The 25,759-nt window shown below is 58.3% G+C and carries 23 protein-coding genes; 10 read left to right on the top strand and 13 right to left on the bottom strand.

The annotated features are described in order from the left end of the window. Positions 1-261, top strand: a 261-nt coding sequence (locus GOX75_RS19570) for a hypothetical protein (protein WP_171125992.1), incomplete at its 5' end; no start/stop codon positions are given. Positions 262-317: 56 nt separating this feature from the next. Here the strand turns inward: GOX75_RS19570 and gyrB are convergent. Both gyrB and GOX75_RS19560 read right to left on the bottom strand, forming a co-directional pair. Continuing rightward, complete coding sequence (gyrB, locus tag GOX75_RS19565; protein WP_171125990.1) at positions 318-2,735, bottom strand: DNA topoisomerase (ATP-hydrolyzing) subunit B; 2,418 nt, start codon at positions 2,733-2,735, stop codon at positions 318-320. Between the two features lie 102 nt (positions 2,736-2,837). Beyond that, entirely contained in the window at positions 2,838-3,410 is a 573-nt protein-coding gene (locus GOX75_RS19560) for a TetR/AcrR family transcriptional regulator (protein WP_171125989.1), read from the bottom strand. Positions 3,411-3,510: 100 nt separating this feature from the next. Here GOX75_RS19560 and GOX75_RS19555 point away from each other — a divergent pair, with 100 nt between their 5' ends. Continuing rightward, entirely contained in the window at positions 3,511-4,077 is a 567-nt protein-coding gene (locus tag GOX75_RS19555) for a carboxymuconolactone decarboxylase family protein (RefSeq protein WP_171125987.1), read from the top strand. Here GOX75_RS19555 and recF read toward each other — a convergent pair. From recF to mutM, 6 genes are all read right to left on the bottom strand, one after another. Next, positions 4,074-5,171 carry a DNA replication/repair protein RecF gene (recF, locus tag GOX75_RS19550; protein WP_171125985.1) on the bottom strand — a complete coding sequence of 366 codons (1,098 nt, stop codon included), beginning with the start codon at positions 5,169-5,171 and terminating at the stop codon, positions 4,074-4,076. The two genes, GOX75_RS19555 and recF, sit on opposite strands and share 4 nt — an antisense overlap. A 59-nt stretch (positions 5,172-5,230) precedes the next feature. Then, positions 5,231-6,352, bottom strand: a complete 1,122-nt coding sequence (gene dnaN, locus GOX75_RS19545; RefSeq protein ID WP_171125983.1) for a DNA polymerase III subunit beta — start codon at positions 6,350-6,352, stop codon at positions 5,231-5,233. Between the two features lie 226 nt (positions 6,353-6,578). Then, positions 6,579-7,964, bottom strand: a complete 1,386-nt coding sequence (dnaA, locus tag GOX75_RS19540; protein ID WP_171125981.1) for a chromosomal replication initiator protein DnaA — start codon at positions 7,962-7,964, stop codon at positions 6,579-6,581. 554 nt (positions 7,965-8,518) lie between these two features. Continuing rightward, positions 8,519-8,782, bottom strand: coding sequence for a 30S ribosomal protein S20 (rpsT, locus tag GOX75_RS19535; RefSeq protein ID WP_152459792.1), 264 nt, complete (start codon positions 8,780-8,782; stop codon positions 8,519-8,521). A gap of 225 nt (positions 8,783-9,007) precedes the next feature. Continuing rightward, positions 9,008-9,784, bottom strand: coding sequence for an enoyl-CoA hydratase (locus GOX75_RS19530; RefSeq protein WP_171125979.1), 777 nt, complete (start codon positions 9,782-9,784; stop codon positions 9,008-9,010). A gap of 66 nt (positions 9,785-9,850) precedes the next feature. Then, the gene (gene mutM, locus GOX75_RS19525) at positions 9,851-10,702 is read right to left on the bottom strand and encodes a bifunctional DNA-formamidopyrimidine glycosylase/DNA-(apurinic or apyrimidinic site) lyase (protein ID WP_171125977.1); all 852 of its coding nucleotides are present in this window, start codon (positions 10,700-10,702) and stop codon (positions 9,851-9,853) included. An 86-nt stretch (positions 10,703-10,788) separates the two neighbouring features. Between mutM and ubiE the strand changes: the two genes are divergently transcribed. Next, positions 10,789-11,541, top strand: coding sequence for a bifunctional demethylmenaquinone methyltransferase/2-methoxy-6-polyprenyl-1,4-benzoquinol methylase UbiE (gene ubiE / locus GOX75_RS19520; RefSeq protein WP_171125975.1), 753 nt, complete (start codon positions 10,789-10,791; stop codon positions 11,539-11,541). Beyond that, the gene (ubiB, locus tag GOX75_RS19515; protein ID WP_171125973.1) at positions 11,541-13,070 is read left to right on the top strand and encodes a 2-polyprenylphenol 6-hydroxylase; all 1,530 of its coding nucleotides are present in this window, start codon (positions 11,541-11,543) and stop codon (positions 13,068-13,070) included. Before ubiE ends, ubiB begins: the two co-directional genes overlap by 1 nt. 98 nt (positions 13,071-13,168) lie before the next feature. On the opposite strand, the gene GOX75_RS19510 is transcribed toward ubiB, so the two are convergent. After that, a complete protein-coding gene (locus GOX75_RS19510; protein WP_171125971.1) occupies positions 13,169-14,344 on the bottom strand; it encodes an acetyl-CoA C-acyltransferase family protein in 1,176 nt (391 codons plus the stop codon). A 118-nt stretch (positions 14,345-14,462) separates the two neighbouring features. Here GOX75_RS19510 and GOX75_RS19505 point away from each other — a divergent pair, with 118 nt between their 5' ends. The 6 genes from GOX75_RS19505 (at position 14,463) to GOX75_RS19480 (ending at position 20,170) form a co-directional block, all read left to right on the top strand. After that, positions 14,463-15,026, top strand: coding sequence for a helix-turn-helix domain-containing protein (locus GOX75_RS19505; protein WP_171125969.1), 564 nt, complete (start codon positions 14,463-14,465; stop codon positions 15,024-15,026). 108 nt (positions 15,027-15,134) lie between these two features. Beyond that, positions 15,135-16,319, top strand: a complete 1,185-nt coding sequence (locus GOX75_RS19500) for a glycine C-acetyltransferase (protein ID WP_171125967.1) — start codon at positions 15,135-15,137, stop codon at positions 16,317-16,319. Positions 16,320-16,333: 14 nt separating this feature from the next. Beyond that, complete coding sequence (gene tdh, locus GOX75_RS19495; RefSeq protein WP_171126006.1) at positions 16,334-17,362, top strand: L-threonine 3-dehydrogenase; 1,029 nt, start codon at positions 16,334-16,336, stop codon at positions 17,360-17,362. Positions 17,363-17,425: 63 nt separating this feature from the next. Further along, positions 17,426-18,304: a tryptophan 2,3-dioxygenase gene (locus GOX75_RS19490; RefSeq protein WP_171125966.1), complete on the top strand. Its 879-nt coding sequence runs from the start codon at positions 17,426-17,428 to the stop codon at positions 18,302-18,304. Between the two features lie 3 nt (positions 18,305-18,307). Continuing rightward, a complete protein-coding gene (locus GOX75_RS19485; protein ID WP_171125964.1) occupies positions 18,308-19,135 on the top strand; it encodes an alpha/beta hydrolase in 828 nt (275 codons plus the stop codon). A 207-nt stretch (positions 19,136-19,342) separates the two neighbouring features. Further along, the gene (locus tag GOX75_RS19480) at positions 19,343-20,170 is read left to right on the top strand and encodes a hypothetical protein (RefSeq protein WP_171125962.1); all 828 of its coding nucleotides are present in this window, start codon (positions 19,343-19,345) and stop codon (positions 20,168-20,170) included. Between the two features lie 132 nt (positions 20,171-20,302). Here the strand turns inward: GOX75_RS19480 and infB are convergent, their stop codons facing one another. The 4 genes from infB to rimP are packed head-to-tail and all read right to left on the bottom strand — an operon-like array spanning position 20,303 to position 25,640. Next, on the bottom strand, positions 20,303-22,777 hold the full coding sequence (infB, locus tag GOX75_RS19475) for a translation initiation factor IF-2 (RefSeq protein WP_171125960.1): 2,475 nt from the start codon (positions 22,775-22,777) through the stop codon (positions 20,303-20,305). An 8-nt stretch (positions 22,778-22,785) separates the two neighbouring features. Further along, complete coding sequence (locus tag GOX75_RS19470; RefSeq protein WP_171125958.1) at positions 22,786-23,409, bottom strand: RNA-binding protein; 624 nt, start codon at positions 23,407-23,409, stop codon at positions 22,786-22,788. 24 nt (positions 23,410-23,433) lie between these two features. Beyond that, positions 23,434-25,050: a transcription termination factor NusA gene (gene nusA / locus GOX75_RS19465; protein WP_171125956.1), complete on the bottom strand. Its 1,617-nt coding sequence runs from the start codon at positions 25,048-25,050 to the stop codon at positions 23,434-23,436. Next, the gene (gene rimP, locus GOX75_RS19460; RefSeq protein WP_171125954.1) at positions 25,050-25,640 is read right to left on the bottom strand and encodes a ribosome maturation factor RimP; all 591 of its coding nucleotides are present in this window, start codon (positions 25,638-25,640) and stop codon (positions 25,050-25,052) included. Before rimP ends, nusA begins: the two co-directional genes overlap by 1 nt. Positions 25,641-25,759: the final 119 nt, after the last annotated feature.

Below are 25,759 nucleotides of genomic sequence, written 5' to 3'. Positions count from 1 at the left end.
AAACACGACCACGTCGCAGCAACACCTGGACGGCATGACCCGCACGACCTACCGAAGTTCCGCAACGCGGCGGCCAAGGAAGACTGGGAATGCGTAGCCAGCGGATTTGGACAGCGCCGGTATGATGCCGGGCGCGGTGTTTTGCTGAACAACGGGGCGTTGCGGCACCTCGGAAACGTGGACGCAATGGCACGCGATGTTCCAGCACGGCATCCAAAACATGCCGGCTGCATTATTTCGGTCAAACGAAAGCAGCGGTGAAGTCCGCTTGGTAAATTACGTGGTGCGCGCATAATGCTGCGCGCACCTACACAATCTCAGAAATCCAGGTTTTCGACGCTCAACGCGTTTTGTTGGATGAATTCGCGGCGAGGCTCGACCACGTCACCCATCAGTTTGGTGAACAGGTCGTCTGCTTCGACCATGTCATCGACCCGCACCTGCAAAAGGGTACGGGCATCCGGGTCCAGCGTGGTTTCCCACAACTGATCGGGGTTCATCTCGCCCAGTCCTTTGTAGCGTTGCAGGGACAGACCCTTTTCGCCCTCTTCCAGAATTGCGCGCAGCAGGTCCAGCGGGCCGTGGATGGCTTGCATCCGATAACGGCGAACCAGAGTGGCCGGGGTGTTGTAAACCTCTTGCAGGCTTTGGGTGAAACTACCCGTCTTGCGCGCCTCGCCCGAGCGCAGCATGGGGCCGTCCAGCGTGCGCACTTCTTCGACGCCCCGCAGGATGCGGGCCAGACGGATGCCATGATCCTGTGTAATCCGGCCTTGCCAACCGCGTTCGTATTCCAGCGCGATCAGGTCCAGACGGGCGGCCACCTTGTCGGCCACACCTTGCAGGTCGGCATCCACCGCACCCGGAACAAATGCTCCGGCGACCGCGGCCTGTTCCAGGATGTGACGCGGGTAATGCGTTGGGAAGGCGTCCAGCACACGTTTCAACTGGCGCGCTTCGTCTACGACGCGGGTCAGGTCCTGCCCGATGATCTCCTCACCCGAGCCCAGTTTCAGCACCGCGCCCTCAACGCCTTGATTGATTAGGTAGTCGTCCAGAGCCGCCTGATCCTTCAGGTAAACTTCTGATTTACCACGCGAAACCTTATAAAGCGGCGGTTGCGCGATATAGAGGTATCCACCTTCGATCAGCTCCGGCATCTGACGGTAGAAGAAGGTCAGCAGCAGGGTCCGAATATGCGCGCCATCCACATCCGCGTCGGTCATGATGACGATCTTGTGGTAGCGCAGCTTTTCGATGTTGAACTCATCGCGGCCAATGCCAGTGCCCAGCGCCATCACCAGATTGCCGATTTCCTGCGACGAGAGCATCCGGTCAAACCGCGCACGTTCGACGTTCAGAATTTTCCCACGCAGGGGCAGAACGGCCTGAGTCAACCGGTCCCGACCCGTCTGGGCGGAACCACCCGCCGAGTCACCCTCCACCAGGAAAACTTCGGTCTTGGACGGGTCTTTCTCGGAACAGTCCTTCAGCTTCCCAGCCAGATAGTTCACATCCATCGCCGTTTTGCGGCGGGTCAGTTCGCGCGCCTTGCGGGCCGCCTCGCGCGCCAGAGCAGCCTCGATGATCTTACCGACAATGCCCTTGGCCTCATTCGGATTCTCCTCGAACCACTCGGCCAGTTTTTCGTTCATCAAGCCTTCGACCGCCGGGCGCACCTCGGACGACACCAGCTTGTCCTTGGTCTGGGAGGAGAATTTCGGATCGGGTACCTTGACCGACAACACACAGGTCAAACCTTCGCGCGCGTCATCACCGGTGAAGCTGACCTTTTCCTTCTTCGCGATCCCGCTGGACTGCGCATAGTTGTTGATCGTCCGGGTCAGAGCGCCTCGGAAACCGGCCACGTGCGTGCCGCCGTCGCGCTGCGGGATGTTGTTGGTAAAGGGCAGAACGGTCTCATGATAACTGTCATTCCACCACATCGCGATTTCGACCCCAATGTCGTCACGCTCACCCTTGATATAAATCGGCTCGGGCATCGCGGGGGTCTTCGACCGGTCGAGGTACTTGACGAATTCCTTGACGCCACCCTCATAGAACAGCTCGGTCTCCAACCGTTCGGCGGGGCGCTCGTCGATCAGGATGATCCGCACGCCCGAGTTCAAAAAGGCCAGCTCACGCAGGCGCTTTTCTAGCGTTTCAAACGAATATTCGAGGTTCGAGAACGTACTGGTCGAGGCCAAAAACCGCACCTCGGTTCCGGTGCGATCCCCACATTCGCCCACGACCTTCAGATGTTCCGCTGTTTCGCCACCTTCAAAGCGCGCCACGTGTTCCTTGCCGTTGCGCCAGATGCGCAGCTCCAGCCAATCGGACAACGCATTCACAACCGAGACACCCACACCGTGCAGGCCGCCTGACACCTTGTACGAGTTGCTGTCAAACTTCCCGCCCGCATGCAGTTGGGTCATGATGACTTCAGCGGCGGATACACCTTCTTCGGGGTGAATATCCACGGGAATCCCACGGCCGTTATCGCTGACCGAAACACTGGAATCGGCATGGATTTTGACCGTCACATGGTCGGCGTGCCCGGCCAGCGCCTCATCAATTCCGTTGTCCACAACCTCGTACACCATGTGGTGCAGGCCCGACCCATCGTCAGTGTCACCAATATACATACCGGGACGTTTGCGAACAGCCTCTAAGCCTTTGAGAACCTTAATAGAATCAGCGCCATATTCCTGTGGTGCCTGTGCGTCTTCGGACATTCGGTTAGTACCTATATTATTTTGGTAACTTATACGTTTTCTGGTGGGGAATGTCACGCGATCCCACCAGATTTTGTGTCGGTCAGTGTCTTTTTCAGCAGATCACAGCCGATCTAGATCGGCCGCAATATCCGACGCCAATTCCATCGCATTCACATCGTCACGCTCGGCTGACAACCGCAGACCCAAAAGATCCGATTGATACCGTGCGGCCAACCGATCCGGGTCATGATGTGCGCCAATTTCTCCGGCCGCCTGCGCGCGTCGGAAAAGGGTGGCGAAACACTCTTTCATCTCCTCCAGATGAGCGCCTGCCTTGTCCGCCAAACCGTGCTCTTTGGCCTGTAGTTCAGCGAATGTCTTGGCCAGCATACAAGCACGCGCTGGCATTTCCTTGGCGCTTATCACGATCTGCGGCTGCGTTTTTAACGCCTGTAATGGCCCAACCTCATCCGCCATGGTCGTCAATCGCGACACGCCATCCTGCGCGTACCGCTCCAACGCCAGAGCATACAGCGCATCCTTGGATCCGAAGGCCGCATAGAAACTGCCAGGTTTCAGATTCAGTTCGCGTTCAAGATCCTTGAGCGACGTTCCAGCCCACCCCTGACGCCAAAAAATATCCCTGGCCTGCGCGATCAGCGCATCGCGGTCGTATGAAGGTTTGCGAGGCATCGGGTTCACCAATTCTTGAGCATTTACTCAAATATATACTTGAGTGATCGCTCAATAAAGCCTAAATACGACTCACAGCGCCAGAAACAGGAGTTTTGACATGGCAAACTTCCCCTCTCATGACCTTGAAACCGCCCCTGAAGGGTCCAAACCGCTGCTGGAAAAGTCTCAGGCCGCGTTTGGCCGACTGCCCGGCCTACATAAAGTGATGGCTGAAAGCCCGCAGCATCTGGAAGGCTATCAGATTCTGCACCATTTGTTCCTGCAAACCGACTTTGACAATGACGAGAAGACCGTTGTCTGGCAGACAATCAACGTGGAAAACGAATGCCACTATTGTGTGCCTGCCCATACCGGCATCGCCAAGATGATGAAGGTCTCGGACGAAATCACCGAGGCCCTGCGCAATGAAACTCCGCTCCCGTCGGCCAAGCTTGAGGCCCTGCGGACCTTCACGTTGCAAATGATGGAAACCCGTGGCAACCCGTCCGATGCACAGCTTCAGGCGTTCTTTGACGCCGGTTATTCACACCGAGCCGTTCTGGATGTGGTGCTGGGCCTGGCACAGAAAACCATGTCGAACTACGTCAACCACATGGCCCAAACACCCGTTGATGAGGTGATGCGCGGCTTCTTGTGGGAGCGTAAAGTCAGCGAGCCGGCCTAAGCCGTCACGACTGAGCCCTCATCGCTTTCGGTAACAACAAGCGTTTGGGCCCGGTCCCCCAACTCCGCAAACAGCTCAGGCCCGGTACCCGTCATCCAGGCCTGAGCCCCCAGCGCGCAAATCTCATCATACAGCGCGGCCCGCCGCTCGGCATCCAGATGTGCCGCAACCTCATCCAGCAATACGATCGGCGGCGCACCCACTGTCTCAGCCAGCGCACGTGCGTTCGACAGGATCAACGACACCAACAGCGCCTTCTGCTCTCCGGTTGAACAATCCCTGGCGGGAACACCCTTGGCCGCAAAAACCCCATACACGTCAGACCGATGCGGCCCCACCAATGTCCGCCCTGCAGCCAAATCGCGGAACCGGCTTTTGGCCAGCGCCTCGCGCAGATCGTCTGCCGTTTCGGGCATCGCACCTTCGGTTTGCACTAGCTCCAGATCAGCCGATGGGAAGGCAGTTTCCGCCCGCTCCTGCGCCGCGCGCAAACAATCCAACGCCGACAGTCGCGCTGCGTGGATACGGTATCCGGTCTCGGCCATCTGCCCCTCAAGCGCTACATACCAATGGGCATCACGCACTTGCTCTTTCAGCAGGCGGTTCCTTTCGCGCATGGATTTCTCATAAGTCAGGGACGCCTCAGCGTGGGTCGGATCAAAGCTCAAGGCGATGCGATCCAGAAACCGCCGCCGCCCCTCGGCCCCTTCGATCCACAACCGGTCCATTGAAGGGATTAACCAGACCACCCGCGCCAGCTTGCCCAAATCAATCTGACTGGCCGTTTTGTCATCAATCCGAACCTGCCGTGCTGCGCCACCCTCAGACCACGTCTCGATCTCATAGCTTTGCCCCTGCGCCTGCAACACACCAGACAGCTTCCAGCCCAGCGCCTCGGGCCGCCGCGTCATCTCAGCCGCACTCGCCCGCCGCATCCCACGTCCGGGCGAGAACAACGACACCGCCTCCAGAATATTAGTCTTACCGGCCCCGTTTGGTCCATGCAGCGCTACCGGCCGCCCATCCAAAGCCAGCCGCGCCAGCTTATGCGACCGAAAATGCGAGACCGTCAGTTCGGTCAGGGCCAATCCCATGACCCCACCCTTCTTCTGTTCAAAAATACTTCCGCCGGAGGCATCGCGCGCCAGCGCGATCAGACGCGCATCGGCATGACGACGTAAACCGCGCTCTGATCATTGCCTTCGCGCATCAAGGTCGGATCACCGGCCGAGTTAAACAGAAACACAGCATTCTCGCGATCCACCTGAGAAGCAATCTCGAGCAGGTATTTCGCATTGAATCCAATCTCAAGCCGCTCGTCGCCATAAGCCACAGCCAGCTCTTCCTCGGCGGCACCGCTGTCAGGGGCATTGACCGACAGAACCAGCTTATCGGCATCCAGCTGCAACTTCACCGCTCGCGAGCGTTCGGACGATACGGTCGCCACACGATCCACGGCTTGCGCGAATTCGGCGGCATCCACTTCCAACTGGCGCGTATTGCCCTGCGGGATCACACGAGTGTAGTCGGGGAAGGTGCCGTCGATCACTTTCGAAGTCAGTGTGATATCAGGCGTCGCAAAGCGCACCTTGGTTTCACTGACAGACACAGCGATATCCATCTCATCATCGTCCAGCAGCTTGCGCAGCTCACCCACGGTCTTGCGCGGTACGATCACGCCCGGCATATCAGCCGCCCCATCAGGCAGATCCGCATCAATCCGCGCCAGACGGTGCCCGTCTGTGGCCACACAGCGCAGCACCTTACCGCCCTCGGATCCATCGGCCACATGCATATAAACGCCATTCAGGTAATAGCGCGTCTCTTCGGTCGAGATCGCAAATTTCGACTTGTCAAACAAACGCCGCAACAGCGCCGCCGAGGCCGTAAAGTTCGACTGATACTCCGAGGACGCCATCACCGGGAAATCCTCTTTCGGCAGGGTCGCCAGCGAAAAGTTCGAGCGCCCGGCCTCAACCGTTAGACGACCCGAAGCACTGTCGGCAGTCAGCGTCACCAAAGCCCCATCCGGCAGCTTCCGCACGATTTCGTGCAAAGTCGTCGCCGCTACGGTGGTCGCACCGGCTTTTTCGACCTGTGCGGGCGCCTTATCAACCACTTCGATATCCAGATCGGTGGCACGGAACATGGCCACATCGCCTTCGGCTTCGATCAGCACGTTGGCAAGTATTGGAATGGTGTTGCGACGTTCCACAACGGATTGGGCCTGCGAGACGGCCTTAAGAAGGGTGCCGCGTTCGATGCTGATCTTCATACCCTCAATTCCTTTGACTTGCGTGCCGATTTGGGCGGGACTGGCACGTTAGCGGTTCCACCCTGAGGCACAAGGATTTTTTAAGGATTTCTGAGTCGGATTGACCAAAGCGTCAAGAGGGGCGTGACCAAGCGGGCACAGTTCCCACCCAACCGTGGGTTAAAGCCCACAAAAAACACCCCGGGCCAAAGGGTCCGGGGCGGTTTTAAATAACTGAGGCTGGAAATCAGGCTTCCAGTGACCGGCGCAGCATCTCGACGTCTTCGGCGATCTGGCCGTCGGTCGTTTTCAGCTCTTCAATACGTTTGACACCGTGCATGACCGTTGTGTGATCACGCCCGCCGAAACGACGCCCGATCTCGGGCAAGGACCGGCTGGTGAGTTGCTTGCACAGATACATCGCCACCTGACGCGGACGCGCATAAGACCGCAGGCGCTTGGGGCCGATGATGTCGGAAAGGCGGATGTTGTAGTATTCTGAAACCTTGCGCTGAATCTCTTCGACGGTAATCTTGCGCTCGGATGCGCGCAGCACGTCGGCCAGACAGTCCTGCGTCAGTTCCATGTCTATCTCGCGCCCCACCAGCGAGGCAAAGGCGAACAGACGGGTCAGCGCGCCTTCCAGCACACGAACATTGGTCGAGATGCGATGGGCCAGAAACTCCAGCACGCCGTCTGCAATTGTCAGGTCAGGATAGGTGCTGCTGTACTGTTGCACCTTGTTCTGAAGAATACCCAGACGCAGTTCATAGTCAGTCGGGTGCAAATCCACGACAAGACCACATTGCAGGCGCGATTTCACACGGTCTTCCAGATCCTTGATCTCACCCGGTGCGCGGTCGGCCGAGATGATGATCTGTTTGTTCTGATCCACCAGCGCATTGAACGTGTGAAAGAATTCTTCCTGCGTGGAGTCCTTACCTGCGATGAATTGCACGTCGTCTACCATCAGCACATCGACCGAACGGAACAGGTGTTTGAAATCCATCATGCGGCGTTCGCGCAGAGCCTGCACAAACCGATACATGAACTGTTCCGCTGACAGGTAAAGCACGTTCAGATCGGGCCGTTTGGTTTTCAGTTCCCATGCAATAGCGTGCATCAGGTGCGTTTTACCCAGACCAACTCCACCGTACAGAACCAGCGGATTGAAGGTCACGGGGCCACCTTCGGAAACACGGCGCGCAGCGGCATGGGCCAGTTCGTTGGGCTTACCAACCACAAAAGTGTGAAATGTGAAACGGGCATCCAGAGGCGCGGCCTGCAAGGATTCCAACGCATCATTTGCTACTTCGGTCAAATGGGGCACAGCGGCCTCTGGCGCTGGTGCTTGCGCCGACTCTGCCTCGACAGACGGGCGCGTCGGTGAATTTGCCGCGACCCTGAACGCAAGGCGTTGAACGGGCTCACCTGACGTATTCAACTCATACAAGATGAGATCTGCAAAATTTTGGCTGACGTAATTGCCCATAAAATTCGTAGGCACCGAAAATACAGCTACCCCATCCTGAACCTCTTGGAACTCCAGAGGTTCGATCCAGGTGGTGTAGTTATTTTTTCCAATAGCCTTGAGCAGTTTGTTACGCAGTAGTCCCCATTTTTCTTGTGTCATTAAGCGCCTCACGCATCCCATTCTTTATTGGCCTGTCGGCCTTATTACTAAGTCCCGGTCGCCCGGTACGCGCACTCACACGCAAAAGGGTACACATCCGCCAAACTGAAATAGCCTGACGCCTTGTTTTTGAATGTCGACACTACCTGGCACAAAGGCATTCCAAATAACGGAACCGCCCCGGAAACCGGGTTGCGTGTCTCAATCTTCTTTTTTTTAGACAGGGCTAGGAAGCCTGAATGCATCAGGTCCCAAAGCAGATCAGCAAACCAGCAGTCCCGGTTGCCAACATTCGTCCCCGGTCGCCCTGATGCCCGTCAGTTTGATCCCTGGAACAGCCTGTCCCCCCAAGCGAGTGAATCGCTGAATCAGTGGTAACAAGATGGCGAGGTCCCCGGCAACGAAACTCTGATATTGACTCGCCTCTGAGCGCGAAAGAATCTCTTGGCTTGGTGAAGCGCGGTATTCTGGCAACAGCAAAAAGGGCGCCGCGATGCGCGACGCCCTTCAAAATAGTTCAGCCTTTCTTACGTGACCTGGGGTCAGCGAAAGACTCAGCCCAGCGCCTTCACGCGCGAGGACAGGCGCGACATTTTACGCGCTGCGGTGTTCTTGTGGAAAACGCCTTTGGTGACGCCGCGCATCAGCTCGGGCTGGGCCGCGCGCAGAGCGGCGGTTGCTGCGTCCTTGTCGCCGGATGCGATCGCTTCTTCGACCTTGCGCAGGTAGGTGCGGATGCGCGAACGACGTGCTTTGTTGATTGCGAAACGCTTCTCGTTCTGACGAGCGCGTTTTTTTGCCTGGGGCGAGTTAGCCATGTGTCTCTGACCTTTGTACGGTACGGTTCTATGAATTGCGCGCCACGGGTAATCCGCACCGGATCAGAAATCACGAGTGTGAGTCGGGCCAAAGCGGGCCGCACGCGCATGTATAGCGGCGCTTACTATCCAAGTTGGAAGGGTTTGCCAAGCAGATTCTTATTGCTGCAAGGCAGGTTTGAAAAAGGCGGGCATGTACCCGCCTGATCCGGTCTGAAAGGTCGTTTACTTATCGCGGAACTGGGCCGCGCGCTTTTCAAGAAAGGCAGCCATGCCTTCTTTTTGATCTTCGCTTGCAAACATCGAATGGAACACCCGACGTTCAAACAACATCCCCTCGTTCAGCGGCAATTCATAGCTGCGATTCACAGCCTCTTTCGCGGCTATTGCGCTCAACTGAGATTTTTCGGCTATCTTCTGGGCTGCGGCCGTCGCCTCATCCAACAGTTTCTTTGCAGGGACAACCCGGCTGACCAAGCCCGCCCGTTCTGCTTCTTCGGCATCCATGAAACGCCCGGTCAGATTCATGTCCATTGATTTGGACTTGCCGACAAACCGGGTCAGACGCTGCGTGCCACCCAGACCCGCGATGACTCCGAGATTGATTTCCGGTTGACCGAACTTGGCCGAATCTGCGGCGATTATGAAATCGCACATCATCGCCAATTCGCATCCACCGCCCAGCGCGTAACCTGCGACTGCGGCGATGATCGGTTTGCGTATGGCCGTTATCCGGTCATTCACATCACCGAACAGGTTTCTGGTGTAGACATCGACAAAACCCATCTCGGACATCTCTTTGATGTCCGCGCCGGCGGCAAAAGCCTTTTCCGAGCCGGTGATGATGATGCAGCGCACCTTGTCGTTTTGATCCGCCTCTTCCAGCGCTGTGCACAATTCCTGCGTCAACTGCGAGTTCAGTGCATTCAGAGCATCTGGTCTATCAAGCTTGATAAGGGCGACGTGGTCTTCGATTTCGACGATGATCGTCTCAAAAGCCATGAGGTGTAAGCTTCCGGTTGTTCCGTTCAGTAACGATTCATTATCACGCAAAAACCTTGGATCAAGTTATCTTTGGCATTGCGTGCAATAGAAGGATGAGCGACCGGACTGGGTGATTCTTTTTATGGCAGCATCGCATCCTTCGGTGCGGCAGGGGCCACCCTCGCGGCCATAGACATCAAAGCTGTGCTGAAAATATCCAAGTTCTCCATCGGCTTGGCGGAAATCACGCAGCGATGAACCACCCGCATCAATCGCGTCCCGAAGCACCTGACGAATGATGGGAACCATGGCACCGACACGCTGCGCAGAAATTTGACCAGCTTTTCGACGTGGGGACACTCTGGCGCGATAAAGCGCCTCACAAACGTAGATATTTCCCAATCCGGCAACGATTCCCTGATCCAGCAGCGCGGATTTGACAGGAGTGTTCCGGCCTTTGAATGCGTCGATCAGGTGTTGTTCATGAAAGTCATTGCCCAACGGCTCGGGTCCAAGAACAGACAGCAACTTGTGTTCTTCAGCGGTGGCCGTGGGCAGCAAGTCCATCGCACCGAATCTGCGCGGGTCGTTGAAGGTAATCCGCGCGCCATTTGCCATGTGAAATACCACGTGGTCGTGCTTTTCCGGCATCGGATGATCATGCACGAACTGCCCCAGCGGATCGCCCGACACCATCATCCGGCCGGACATGCCCAGATGAATCAGCAAGGTCTCACCGCTGCTAAGATCCGCCAGGATGTATTTCGAACGTCTTCGCAGCCCATCCACCCGCTGCCCGGTCAACCGTTCGGCCATCCGTTCGGGAAAAGGCCAACGCAGATCGGGGCGGTTCACATCGGCGCGTTCGATAACGACACCCTCCATCGCCGGGGCCAAACCGCGTTTTACTGTCTCGACCTCGGGCAATTCGGGCATTACTTGGCTCCTATTCCAAAGGGCCGCATTGTGCCCGATACCAATGGCCCTATAACAGAGGCGAAATTCGACAAACGGCAAGGCAAATGTCCGACACCAACGACAAGACCACACATTTCGGATTCGAAACCGTGCGCGAGGCTGAAAAGGCCGGGCGCGTGCAGGGCGTGTTTAACTCGGTCGCCTCGAAATATGACGTGATGAACGATGTCATGTCGATGGGAATCCACCGGGTCTGGAAAGACGCGATGATGGATTGGCTGGCCCCGCGCCCCGGTCAGCGCCTTCTGGACGTGGCAGGCGGGACCGGAGACATTTCCTTCCGCTTCCTCAAACGTGCGGGCCACGGCCACGCCACCGTTCTGGACCTGACCGAGCCGATGCTGGTCGAAGGCCGACAGCGCGCCGAAGCCGATCAGATGGCCGACAGCCTGAATTGGGTGGTTGGCGACGCCATGTCCCTGCCGTTCGAAGACAACACGTTCGACGTCTACACGATTTCGTTCGGCATCCGTAACGTGACCCGCCCGCAAGAGGCGCTGAACGAAGCCTACCGCGTGCTGAAACCCGGTGGCCGCCTGATGGTTCTGGAATTCAGCCAGCTGCCCAATGACGGGCTGCAAAAACTGTATGATCTCTACAGTTTCAACGTCATCCCGCGCATGGGCAAGCTGATCGCCAACGATTACGACAGCTATCAGTACCTGGTGGAATCCATCCGCAACTTCCCCGATCAGGAAACCTTTCTGGGCATGGTCCGCGCCGCAGGGTTCGAGAACGCGAAATACCGCAACCTGAGCATGGGTATCGCCGCGCTACACTCCGGCTGGAAAATCTGATGCGCGGTCCCCACAACATTATCCGCCTGATCCGCACAGGCGCTACATTCGAACGCACCGGCGCGATGAACGTGGTGCTTGACGCATTCGAGGCGCCAAAAGCTTTGCGCCTCCTTGCGCATACATTGGGCAAACCATTCCAGTGGCTCGGGTATAAGGGCGATCCGTCGATGCCCCCGGCCACCCGCGCGCTCACGGCGCTGGGTCCGGCATACATCAAATTTGGCCAGGTTCTCTCGACCCGCCCCGATGTCGTCGGCAACGAATTGGCCGCACAACTGCGCGTCCTGCAGGACAAACTGCCCCCCTTTCCCAAAGCCGAGGCCATGGCCGAAGTCGAAAAGGAATTGGGACAACCCGTTTCGAATATATTCGACGAATTCAGCGAACCCATCGCTGCCGCATCCATCGCCCAGGTCCACAAGGCAAAGCTGACCAGCACAGGCGAAGATGTCGCCGTCAAAGTCCTACGCCCCGGGATCGAGCGTGCCTTCCGCAAGGACGTCGACGCCTTCTATTTCGCGGCACGCATCGTGCAACTGTTTGCCCCCGGCGCGCGTCGCCTGAGACCGATGGAAGTGATCGAACACTTCGACGGCGTCGTGCGAGGTGAACTTGATCTACGTCTCGAAAGCGCCGCCGCTTCGGAATACGCAGCCAACACCAAGGACGATGCCGGGTTTTGGCTGCCGCCTGTGGTCTGGTCCCTGTCCGCGCGGCGGGTGATGACCCTCAGCTGGGCAGACGGCATCCCCTTGGGCGACAATGACGCGCTGGATGCGGCCAATCATAACCGCCGCGATCTGGGCGAGCGCGTATTGCGTCTGTTCCTGCTGCACGCTCTGCGCGACGGTTTTTTTCACGCCGATATGCATCAGGGCAACCTCAAGGTCGCCGCCAATGGTGATATCATTGCCTATGACTACGGCATCATGGGCCATATCGACGAATACACTCGTCGGGTCTATGCCGAGATCCTCTTCGGCTTCATCCGTCGCGACTACAAACGCGTGGCCGAGGTCCATTTCGAAGCGGGCTACGTCCCTGCCGACAGGGATGTCGACGAATTCGCACGCGCCCTGCGCGCGGTAGGAGAGCCCATCTTTGGCATGGACGCCACCCATATTTCGATGGGCCGCCTGCTGAATTACCTGTTCGAAGTCACCGAACGGTTCGGCATGGAAACCCGCACCGAATTGATCCTGTTGCAGCGCACAATGGTGGTGGTCGAAGGTGTCGCGCGCTCGCTGGACCCACAAGTCAACATCTGGGAAGTCGCCCGCCCCGTGGTCGAGGACTACATCAAGCAATCCATCGGCCCGCGCGCGGCCCTGCGCGATTTCGGAAAAACGGCCATGGTTCTGGCCCGCTTTGGCCCTCGCCTGCCCGCCCTGGTGGAAAACGCGCTGATCGCACAAACCCAGAAGGACGAACCACGAAACACCCGCTTTTGGTCAATGGCGCTCCCGGCGACCATCGGTGCAGCCGCAGGCGCAGTTCTCGTTTTGATCGTTGCGGCGCTCAGCTAAAACCGATCTGCCCCTTCATCTGGCCCAAAATATCCTCGGGGGGAATCGCGCCCAAAGGCGCGATGGGGGGCAGACAGCCCCCCCAACAACGTCTCAAATCAGAGCAGTTCAAAGGCAATGGCGATTCCCTGACCACCGCCGATGCACATCGTCACCAGACCTTTGGACCCACCGATCCGCTCCAGTTCGTACAGCGCTTTCAGCGTGATGATCGCACCGGTCGCCCCGACAGGGTGACCCAATGCAATCGCGCCGCCGTTCGGGTTAACCTTGGCAGTATCCAGCCCCAGTTCGTTGTTGACGGCAATTGCCTGGGACGCAAAGGCTTCGTTGCTTTCGATCACGTCGAAATCCTCGACCGTCAAGCCAGTGCGCGCCAGCAGGTTCTGCACCGCAGGCACCGGACCGATGCCCATCACTTCGGGCCGCACACCCGCGTGGCCATAGCCCAGAATACGCGCTTTCGGCTTCAGACCGGCTTTCTCAGCCGCCTCCGCCGTCGCCAGAACCATCGCGGCTGCACCGTCATTGATACCCGAGGCATTGCCTGCCGTCACACGGCCGTCCTTCTTGAACGCCGGACGCAACCCGGCCAGCGCCTCGATCGAGGTCGCCTTGGGATGCTCATCGACCATGAAGTCCACCATATCGCGCTTGACCTTGACCTGAACCGGTGTGATCTGGCTTTGGAAATACCCAGCCTCAATCGCAGCAGCGGCGCGGGTCTGGCTGGTCAGGGCAAACGCATCCATCTGTTCGCGTGTAACCTGATGCTCGTCCGCGACGTTCTCGGCTGTCACACCCATGTGGCCAGTACCAAACGGGCAGTTCAGCGCACCCAGCATCATGTCCAGCGATGTAACGTCGCCCATTTTCGCGCCCCAACGTGCCTGCGGAACGATGTAGGGGCTGCGCGACATGCTCTCGGCACCACCAGCAACCGCGAATTCGGCATCGCCCAGCATCAGCGACTGCACCGCCGACACAATCGCCTGAGCACCCGAACCACACAGACGGTTCACGTTCATCGCCGGAGTTTCAACCGGGATACCTGCCTGTTTCGCCGCCGCACGAGACAGATACATATCGCGCGGTTCAGTGTTGATCACATGGCCGAAAACCACGTTACCGATTTGGCCGCCCTCAACGCCCGACTTCTCCATCGCGGCTTCGGTCACAACAGTTGCCAGATCAATTGGCGCGGTCGAGGACAATGCTCCGCCGAACGTCCCAACAGCGGTACGGGCCCCATCCAGAATGACGATATCTTTCATGTGTCTTCTCCTCTTGGAATTGGCGCCACTATGCATCTGCAGCACAAGGCTGTCCCATAGGACGTACCGTCACAAGCAGAATTGACAAGCCATCCTGAAAAGCGCATCAGATTCCGCCATGACGGAAAAATCAGACGATATCCTGACACGACTGCCCAAACGCCTGAAAGAAGCGCGCCGCGCCAAGGGCCTGTCCCTCGAAGCGGTCGCCAATCTCAGCGGTGTGTCCCGGTCCATGGTCAGTCAGATCGAACGGGGCGAGAGCAGCCCAACAATATCGACCCTGTGGAATTTGACCCGGGCCCTTCAGGTAGATTTTGCAGGTTTATTGGAGGAATCCGACAACGCCGATCAAATCGAAGTTCTGCGCAGCGCAGAGGTGCCCAGCATCGACAATATGGGCCAGAACTGCCGTATTCGCATCCTCTCTCCGCCCGAAGAAGCAGGCGGCCACGAGGTCTATGATATCTACTTTGAGCAAGATGGCGGGCTGACCAGCCAGCCCCACGCGCGGGGCGCGCGCGAACAACTGACAGTGCTGGAAGGCGCGGTTCGCATCACATCCGGGTCCGCCACCCGCGATCTGAAACAGGGTGACACGGCGCGATATGCCGCGGATGTTGCCCATTCGATCACCGCCGAAAGTACCGCCAGAGTTTTTCTGATCGTCAAAAACGCCTGAACTGGCAAAAATCCGCCTTCACGGAAATTTTTCCGTCATTATGCCAATCCCCTATTTGGGAATTTCATCCGCTATGTTAGATACGCGACTCAAAGCAAGGAGATCGCCATGGCTGACACGTTCCTGTCCCATATCACGGACACCCTCGCGCAGATCGAAGCGGAAGGTCTGTATAAACGCGAGCGCATGATCACTTCGCCTCAGGGCGGAGAGATCACGGTAGGTGGCAAGCAGGTCATCAACCTGTGTGCCAACAATTATCTGGGGCTGGCCGATCACCCGGCATTGATCGACGCGGCCAAAGGCGCGATGGAGCCCAAAGGGTTCGGCATGGCCTCGGTCCGGTTTATCTGTGGCACGCAGGATATTCACCGCGAATTGGAGCAGAAGCTGGCACAGTTCCTGAACAAGGATGATGCGATCCTGTTTGCCGCTTGTTTCGACGCAAATGGCGGGTTGTTTGAACCCCTTCTGGGCCCGGAGGACGCGATTATCTCGGACAGTCTGAACCATGCCTCAATCATCGACGGGGTGCGCCTGTGTAAGGCGAAACGCTATCGGTACATGAACAACGACATGAACGATCTTGAGGCCTGGCTGAAACAGGCGCGCGCGGATGGGGCGCGGCATATCATGATTGCCACGGACGGTGTTTTCTCGATGGATGGTTATCTGGCCAACCTGCCGAAAATCCGCGAGCTGGCCAACAAGTACGACGCCATCGTCATGGTCGACGATTGCCACGCGACCGGGTTCATGGGGCCAAACGGGGCGGGTACGCCGGATCATTTCGGCGTCGACGTGGATATTCTGACAGGAACCTTGGGCAAGGCACTTGGGGGGGCAATCGGCGGTTATATCGCCGGGCCGCAGCCGGTGATCGACCTCCTGCGGCAGCGGGCGCGGCCCTATCTGTTCTCAAATTCGCTGCCTCCATCCATTGTGGCCGCTGGGCTAGAGGCAATTCGCCTTGTCAACGACGGTGCAGACCTGCGCGCCCGGCTGTTCGAAAACGCGAACTATTGGCGGGCCGGTCTGGAAAAACTGGGGTTTGACCTCCTGCCCGGTGAACACCCGATCATCCCGGTGATGCTGGGCGAAGCGACGCTGGCACAGGATATGGCCGCGCGACTATTTGATGAGGGCGTCTATGTCTCGGGCTTTTTCTTCCCGGTCGTCCCACGCGGACAGGCCCGGATCAGAACCCAGATGAACGCCGCGCTGACCCGTGACGAGTTGGACCGCGCGCTGGCCGCCTTTGGCAAGGTTGGCAGCGAACTGGGAGTGATATGATGCACCCCAACACCATGAAAGCGCTTGAGAAATCCAAACCTGAAGAAGGTCTTTGGATGGTGCAAGCCCCGGTCCCCGAGATCGGCCCGGACGAGGTTCTGATCCGCGTCAACAAGACGGGCATCTGTGGTACAGACATTCACATCTGGAACTGGGACGAATGGGCCGCAGCAACCGTTCCAGTGCCCATGATCACCGGCCACGAATTCGCCGGCGAGATCGTCGAGATCGGGCGCAATGTGGCTGGGCTTGAGGTTGGTCAAAGATGCTCGGGCGAGGGCCATCTGATCACCAATGACAGCCGACAAAGCCGCGCCGGAAAGTTCCATCTGGACCCCGGCACGCGCGGTATCGGTGTGAATGAGCAGGGGGCCTTTGCGCAGTATCTTAAGCTGCCTGCCTTCAACGTGGTCCCTCTGCCTGACGACGTGCCAGACGAAATCGGGGCCATTCTCGACCCGCTGGGAAACGCTGTTCACACCGCGCTCAGCTTTGATTTGTTGGGCGAGGATGTTCTGATCACCGGCGCAGGGCCAATCGGGATCATGGCGGCCGCTGTCGCCCGCCATGCCGGTGCGCGACACGTAGTGATCACCGACATCAACCCCGACCGCCTGAAACTGGCGGAACATGTGGTTCCCACCGTGCGAACAGTCGATGTTTCCCACGAGGACCTACAGGACGTCATTTCAGACCTTGGCATGACGCAGGGGTTTGATGTGGGCCTGGAAATGTCAGGCTCGCAAGCCGCGCTGGATCAGATGGTCGAGGCACTGGTGATGGGCGGCAAAATCGCTCTGCTGGGGATACCGCCCGGCAAGTCGCCTGTGGACTGGTCACGCATCGTGTTCAAGGCCATCACCATCAAGGGTGTCTATGGCCGCGAGATGTTCGAGACATGGTACAAGATGATCGCCATGCTGCAGAACGGATTGGACGTCAGCCGGGTCATCACGCATCGGTTCAAGGTCGACGACTTTGCCCAAGGGTTTGCCGCCATGAAATCCGGGCAATCCGGCAAGGTGGTGCTGGACTGGACCTGACGCTCTGGCACCGCACGAAATTTGACCCTAAACATAGGGCGAACCCGGAGGTTGGAGGAGCACATGAGCGACAATGACAGGTATCTGGAACGCGGGATCGAGGACTCTCTGGTCACCGATTTCGCGGAAACCCACCGCAAGAGTTACGGGGATTTCCTGCAGCTCAAGACCCTGCTGAACCTGCAAAAGACCTTTCAGGATCCAGCCCAGCCCGATGAGATGCTATTCATCATCATCCATCAGGTCAGTGAATTGTGGCTGAAACTGATGCATCACCAACTGGTCGAGGTACGAAGGTTTCTGCAGCAGGACGAATTTGGCCCCGCGATGAAGAACCTTGACCGGGTAAAAGCCATCCAGCGACAGTTGATCGCGTCGTGGGAAACGCTTCTGACTATGACCCCGGCCGATTACATGACTTTTCGGCAGGCCTTGGGCAGCTCGTCCGGCTTCCAAAGCTATGGTTACCGTCAGATCGAGTTTATTCTGGGCAACAAGGACGCCGCGACCCTTAAAGTGCACGCTCATGACCCCGAAGTGATGGAAATGCTATCCGCCGCCCTGACCAAACCGTCGCTCTATGACGAAGTCCTTCACATGATGGCACGGCAAGGGTTCGATGTGCCGGACGACTTGCTGAACCGCGACTATGCGCAGCCATACTCCGGTGACTCGCGCATCGTGAAGCTGTGGGTGCAGGTCTTCCGCGACACGAACACATATTGGGATCTCTATGCGCTGGCCGAAAAGCTGATGGATGTGGAATCCCTGTTTCAACGCTGGCGTTTTGACCATGTCACCGCAGTTGAGCGCGTAATCGGCAACCAACCCGGCACTGGTGGCTCCAGCGGTGTGTCCTTTCTACGCAAGGCCTTGGATTTGCGGTTTTTCCATGATCTCTACGATGTACGTACCGAACTGATGTACGCCGAGCAGGAGTAAGTGATGCTGTACCGGGGTTTCACACAGGAAGAACTGGATCAGGAATATTCACCCCGTTCGATGATCGGTGGCGACCTGACACCCTATGTCGACAGTTGGGCTGCACTCAGCGCGCAGCATCGGGCGCAGATGGAATGCCACGAGAACCTCGCTTACGGCGACAGCCCGTCGCAGGTTCTGGATTTCTTTCCGGCAAAAGGCACTGGCGCACCGCTGCACGTGTTTATCCACGGCGGCTATTGGCAAGCGATCAGCCAGCGCGAATCCGCGATGATGGCCCCGGCCCTGATCGAGGCTGAGCAGTCCTTTGCGACCCTGAACTATACGCTGGCCCCGAACGCGCGGATCGGCGACATGATCGAGGAATGCCGCGCTGCCATACTCTGGCTGGCCGCGAACGCCGCCCGCTTGGGATACGACCCTTCCCGCGTGACACTGTCCGGCCACAGCGCCGGGGCGCATCTGGCCAGCATGGTCATGGCAACGTCCGCCGACGCTCTGGCGCGCGCAGGACTGCGCGTGCGCGACGTGATCTTGATCAGCGGGGTTTATGATCTGGAGCCGATCAGCCTGACACCCGTCAACGACCCGCTGCAACTAACCCCGGTCGAGGTCCACGACCTGTCGCCCATCCGGCGCCTTCCGGCCCCTGGCCCGCGCTATCGCGTGACCGTAGGTGAGCGCGACACCCCCGAATTCATCCGCCAAAGTCGACACTACGCAGAACTTTTGCGAAAGGCCGGGCACTCGGTGAGTTTTGACCTGCAAAATGGGGTGCATCATTTCGACATCGTCATGCATCCGGGGACGTTTTTGGCGGCGATAAAATAGCCAAAGGCATTTTCTGCGACGCCAGGAACGTCTGGTTCGAGCCCTAAACGGTCTTCCTATCGCTTGCCAAGTCGCCAACTTTTTAGACGAGCAGAAGTTTTTTCGCCTACCATTTTTAGTTTTGGTGCATCGACAACTATGTTTGCATGCCTAAAGATTGCCTTTAACAAAAAGTTGATAAACTAAAGTAAAGGAGCAGGCATTTTCATGACAACTTGCAGCTTCATCCTGTCGACCGGCCGGACATCAACAGAAAATATTGCGGCGATTGCTGGAAGAGCACATCCAGATGCTAAGGTTGAACATGAGGGTCTTGGTTCAGAATATTTTTCAAGGAGAGTTTATCGGCGCCCCGGAAAGTTCGCTCAGGTCCTCGGTTCCCACGTTCCTTTGCAGCGTAAGCTTATTGAAATCGAAGATATGATCACACAAGGAACGCGTTATCTCGATGTCGGCTGGCCGTGCTATGCTTGGTTACCATATTTTTCTAAGAGGTTTTCAAGCCGGTTAAGATTTGCGCATTTGGTAAGGAATCCGTTCCATGTTGCCGCATCACTCACAACGCATGGCTTGTTCAACCCCGAAATCCGTGCCGGAAGGCGTTGGGAAAGAATCGCCATGATTCATGTGGACGACCCACGAGTTAAGTATTCGAAGTTCGCTGCGGTGGCAGAGGGGTTTACACCGTTTGAACGCAACTTGTTCCACTGGTTGGAATTGAACGAGTTTATGATTGAGCAGCACGAACGGGAAGGCTTTGTCGGTGTTTTTCGATTTGAAGAGTTGTACGAGGGCCAGCACCCAACCGTGACTGTCCTTCTGGACCAACTCGTTTCGAAAGCACAGTATGACCTAAATGCCAGAGCAGTGGATTCGGTCCATCGTAAGTTACCCGCCCAGATACGGGAACCGAACTCTCAGCTCGTTGAAGCGGTAATCGAGGTTGGTACGCGACTAGGATATTCGGAAGAGTATTTGCGCAATTCGGCGAGTGTTGAGGAATTGAACGAAAGGTACTCGAGGAAAAGGCTTTAGTTCCTCATTCGAGAGGCACATTTGACATCCCATAAATGCCCGTTTGCCCCGCATAGTAGTCATTGAAATTTAACAAATGCCAAAAAAAAGCGGCCCAATGGGACCGCTTTTATTTTTCTCATAGCACTCGGATCAATCCAGCGTCCGCGTGACCTCTTCGCGCTCGAAGATTTCGATCACGTCGCCGGCGCGGATATCGTCGTAGTTTTCGAACGCCATACCGCATTCCTGACCCGACTGAACCTCGGCCACTTCGTCCTTGAAGCGCTTCAGCGTTTTCAGCGTGCCTTCGTGGATCACCACGTTGTCGCGCAGCAGGCGCACGCCTGCCGAACGACGCGCCACACCTTCGGTGACCAGACAGCCGGCAACCTTGCCGACACCGGTGACCTTGAAGACTTCGCGGATCTCGGCGTAGCCGATGAACTTCTCGCGGATCTCGGCGCTCAGCAGGCCCGATGCGGCGGCTTTCACGTCGTCCACCAGGTCATAGATCACCGAGTAATAGCGAATCTCGACACCCTTCTGGTTCGCGGTGTTCCGCGCTGATGCGTTGGCACGGACGTTGAAGCCCATGACAGGGGCACCCGAGGCTTCGGCCAGGCCGATATCCGTTTCGGTGATCGCACCCACGCCCGAGTGCAGAACGCGCACGCGGACTTCGTCGTTGCCGATTTTCTCCATCGCCTGAACGATGGCCTCGGCAGAACCCTGCACGTCAGCTTTGACGAGGATCGGCAACTCGGCCACGTTCTCGTCTTCTTTCGCCTTCTGCATCAGTTGCTCAAGGGTGGTCGCAGCACCAGCGGCGGCGCGTTTGTCCTTGGCGGCTTGCTCACGGTATTCCGCGATCTCACGCGCTTGCGCTTCGGTCTCGGTCACGTTCAGAACGTCACCAGCTTCGGGCGTACCATTCAGGCCCAGAACCTCGACCGGAACCGAGGGGCCGGCCTCTTTCACGCGGTCGCCCTTGTCGTTGATCAGCGCACGGACCTTACCGTATTGCTCACCCACAACGAAGATATCACCCTGACGCAGCGTGCCGTTCTGAACCAGAACGGTGGCGACGGGGCCACGGCCCACGTCCAACTGCGCCTCGATCACGGCACCCTGGGCGGCGCGATCGGGGTTGGCTTTCAATTCCAGAATCTCGGCCTGCAGCGCGATGGCTTCCAGCAGTTCGTCCAGGCCCTGACCGGTGACGGCCGAGACCTCAACATCCTGAACCTCACCCGACATCTTCTCGACGATCACCTCATGCTGCAGCAGGTCGGTGCGCACTTTGTCGGGGTTGGCTTCGGGCTTGTCGATCTTGTTGATCGCCACGATCATCGGCACTTCGGCGGCCTTGGCGTGGTTGATCGCCTCGATGGTCTGCGGCATCACCGCGTCGTCGGCAGCGACCACCAGAACCACGATATCCGTGACCTGAGCCCCGCGCGAACGCATCGAGGTAAAGGCCGCGTGGCCCGGCGTATCCAGGAAGGTTAGCGTGGTGCCGCCATCGGTTTTCACTTGATAGGCGCCGATGTGCTGGGTGATGCCCCCGGCCTCACCCGCCACAACGCGTGCGTCACGGATCGCGTCCAACAGCGAGGTTTTGCCGTGGTCAACGTGACCCATGATGGTGATGACCGGCGGACGCGGCTGCAGTTCGTCATCGCTGTCTTCGACCTCTTTGATGACGTCTTCAACATCCGAATCAGAGACACGGGTGACCTTATGGCCAAATTCTTCGATGATCAGCTCGGCAGTATCGGCGTCGATGGTCTGGTTCTGCGTGACCATCATGCCCATCTGCATCAGCGATTTGACTACATCCGCCACACGCTCGGCCATACGGTTGGCCAATTCCGAAACCATGATCGCCTCGGGCAACTGTACGTCGCGGATCACCTTTTCCCGCTCGACCGGGGCACCCATGGCTTTCTGACGCGCGCGCTCCTGCTTGCGCTTCATCGACGCCATCGAGCGTTGACGGTTGCCTTCGCCGCCGGTGGCCTGACCCAGTGTCAGCTTGCCCGAGCGGCGGTTATCGTCACGGCCCTTGCCACGACCGCGCTGTTCGCGTTCGCGGTCTTGCTTGCGCGGAGCGGCAGCAGGCGCAGGCTTGCTGGCCGGGCTGCGCGCGGCTTTGGGTTCTTCGGGCGCGGGGGCGGCAGCAGCGCGCTTTGCGGCTTCTTCCGCCTCTTTGCGCTTGCGCTCTTCTTCCTCGGCCTTGGCGCGGGCACGTTCTTCGGCCTCGCGCTGTTCGCGTTCCTTGGCCTCCTGTTCGGCACGGCGGCGGGCGCGTTCTTCTTCACGCGCCTTTTCCTGCGCTTCGCGAGCGGCGGCTTCTTCAGCCTCACGCGCCTTGGCAGCTTGCAGCGCCTTCATCCGGCGTGCCATTTCCGCGTCGGAAATCCCGGCAGGACGGCGCGACGGATCACCCGAGGGCGTTGCACCGCCACCCGGCTTTCCGGCACCCGGCTTGGGGACCACCACGCGTTTGCGTTTGGTTTCCACCACGACATTCTTGGTGCGTCCGTGGCTGAAACTCTGTTTCACATTTCCGGGGCGTGCCCCGCCACGAAGACCCAATGTCTTTTTGCCGTCACTATCGCTCATAAAGCTTCTTACCCTTCCGAGCGGCCCTTGCCGCCGTCATCCGTTTCGCGCAAGCCACGCAGGCGCTGCGCTTCCTCTACAACACGTTTGGCGAGTCCGCCAGAGGCCAGCGCCGCATGAATCACGGTTTGGCGCCCAAATGCCGCCCCTAATTCATCCGCTGTCAGCCAACCGATGTATTTTCCGAAGTGCGGCGTGCTGAGTTTCGACTTGCCGCGCCCCGATCCATCAGAGGCCTGAATCAGTACCTGAGCCTCTTCCCGGTCCAGCCACGTCTTGACCTTTTCATATCCCGCGACTGCGTCGCCGGACTTACGCGCCAGGCTGATCAGTTCGATTACCCGCCGCGCGACTTGTTTTTCAACCTCGTCAGCCAGGTCCGTCTGCGCCGTTGCCTGCGCCTTGAACCCGCGCGAGAACAGCTTTTTGCCGACGGCCTTATCCAGCGCGGCGCGATCCGCCGCTACATAGACCCCACGCCCCGGCAATTTTGCCGCAACATCGGGAAAGACCTGACCATCCGGCCCCATCACAAAGCGGATCAACCCGTATTTTGGCTGAACCTCGCCCGTGGCGATGCACTTGCGCTCGGGGCCTTCCGACCGATCCTTATGGACGCCACCGCGACCCATTCACGCCACCCCGAGGCCCTGAGATCAGGCCTCGGCCTCCTCGTCAGCTTCGCCTTCGACCTCTTCTTCGGCCTGCTCCAGCTCGGCCGGATCGACCCAGCCCAGCATGATGCGGGCGGTCATGACCAAATCCTGCGCTTCTTCCAGCGTAATGCCAAAAGGTTCCAGAACACCGTCATCCTTGATGCGCTCGCCGTCGACCGTGGTCCAGCCACCGGCCAGTTCCCAGTCGGCGCAGGTGGCGAAGTCTTCCAACGTCTTCACGTCATCCTTGGCCAGCGCTTCTACCATCTGGGGTGTGAGGCCTTCGAATTCAATAAGGCTGTCCTCGGCACCCAGCGCACGGGCAGCATCCAACGCCGCCTTGGCCTGTGCTTCCAGGAATTCACGAGCCCGGGTCTGCAGTTCCTGCGCGGTGCCTTCGTCAACACCATCGATGACCAGCAGCTCGTCCAGCTCGACATAGGCAACTTCTTCGAGGTTTGTGAACCCTTCAGAGACCAGCAACTGCGCGAAGAATTCGTCCAGATCCAGGCTGTCCATGAACAACTGGGTGCGGGCTTCGAATTCTTTCTGACGACGCGCCGATTCTTCGGCCTCGGTCATGATGTCGATGTCCAGGCCGGTCAGCTGGCTGGCCAGACGCACGTTCTGACCGCGACGACCGATAGCCAGAGACAGCTGTTCCTCGGGCACAACCACTTCGATCTTGCCGGCTTCTTCGTCCAGAACCACCTTGGAAACCTCGGCGGGCTGCAGCGCGTTCACCAGGAAGGTCGGCTGATCTTCATTCCACGGGATGATGTCGATTTTCTCACCCTGCAGTTCGTTCACAACGGCCTGCACGCGGCTGCCGCGCATACCAACGCAGGCACCGACGGGGTCGATCGAACCGTCATACGAAATCACGGCAATCTTGGCGCGCGAGCCGGGGTCGCGGGCCACAGCTTTGACTTCGATGATGCCGTCATAGATTTCCGGCACTTCCATCTTGAACAGCTCAGCCATGAATTCCGGCGCGGTGCGCGACAGGAAGATCTGGTGGCCACGGACCTCGCGGCGAACCTCTTTGATGTAGGCGCGCACGCGGTCGTTGGGACGATAGCTTTCACGGCCGATCTTGTCATTGCGGCGCAGAACGGCCTCGGCCCCACCCAGATCGACGATGACATTGCCGAATTCCTCGCGCTTGACCGCACCGTTGATGATGGTGCCTGCGCGATCCTTGAATTCTTCGTACTGACGGTCACGCTCGGCTTCGCGGACCTTTTGCAGGATCACCTGCTTGGCAGATTGCGCCGCGATCCGGCCCATTTCAACCGGCGGGACTTCTTCGACGAAAACGTCACCGACCTCAGGGTTTTCCATGTATTGCTTGGCTTGCTCGACAGTGAACTCGGCCTGATAGTTTTCCAGCTCTTCATCCTCGACCACGGTGCGGACGCGGGTAAAGGTCGCCTTGCCGGTCTTGCGGTCGATCGACACGCGGATGTCCATCTCAGCGCCGTAGCGGCTCTTGGCGGCACGGGCGAGCGATTCTTCCATCGCTTCGACAACCAGACCGGGGTCGATCATCTTTTCCCGGGCCACGGCCTCGGCGGTCTGCAGCAGCTCCAGCTGGTTGGCTGAGGTGATTGCCATCAGTTCGTCTCCTCTTCGGACCCTTCGGTCTCAATCTCGTCGAAAGCGTTTTCGTTCAGGGCACCGGCGTCTTTGCGCTGGCGCAGCATTTCCTTGATCAGATCATCGGTCAGGACCAGCTTGGCATCGCTCAGCCAGTCGAATTGCAGACCAATAGTGATCGTTTCGTCCCCCTCGGGGATGTTGATCAGAACCTCATCCCCTTCGATCCCGGCCAATTCGCCCTTAAACCGGCGGCGGCCGTCGATCAGTTCAGCGGTCTCGATCTTGGCCTCATACCCTTCGAAGGTCTCAAAATCCTTCAGACGGGTCAGAGGGCGGTCGATGCCGGGGCTGGACACCTCAAGCGTATAAGCGTCAAGGATCGGGTCCTCGACGTCCAGCGTGGCGCTGACCGCGTTGGAAATCTCGGCGCAATCATCCACTTCGATGCCGCCATCGGGCTTGTCCGCCATGATCTGCAGCGTGGTCAACTTACCGCTCATCAAACGGATGCGGACCAACTCATACCCCAGATCCTCGATCACGGGGGTTATGATCTCGGCCAGTCGCCGGTCGATGGCTGCTTTGGCTATCAGGTCGTTTGTCATTCGGGTCTCTACCCTTCAATCGGGCACAAAAAAACGGGCGCGCGGCCCGTCGTACTTTCCGGTGGAGCTTTGAACCAGAAGTCCAACGCGCCGCTGTTGGAACTGCATATACGCAGGGT

The sequence above is a fragment of the Ruegeria sp. HKCCD7251 genome (assembly GCF_013031165.1).
GTDB lineage: Bacteria > Pseudomonadota > Alphaproteobacteria > Rhodobacterales > Rhodobacteraceae > Ruegeria.
This window is presented reverse-complemented; position numbering and strand designations above follow the sequence as displayed.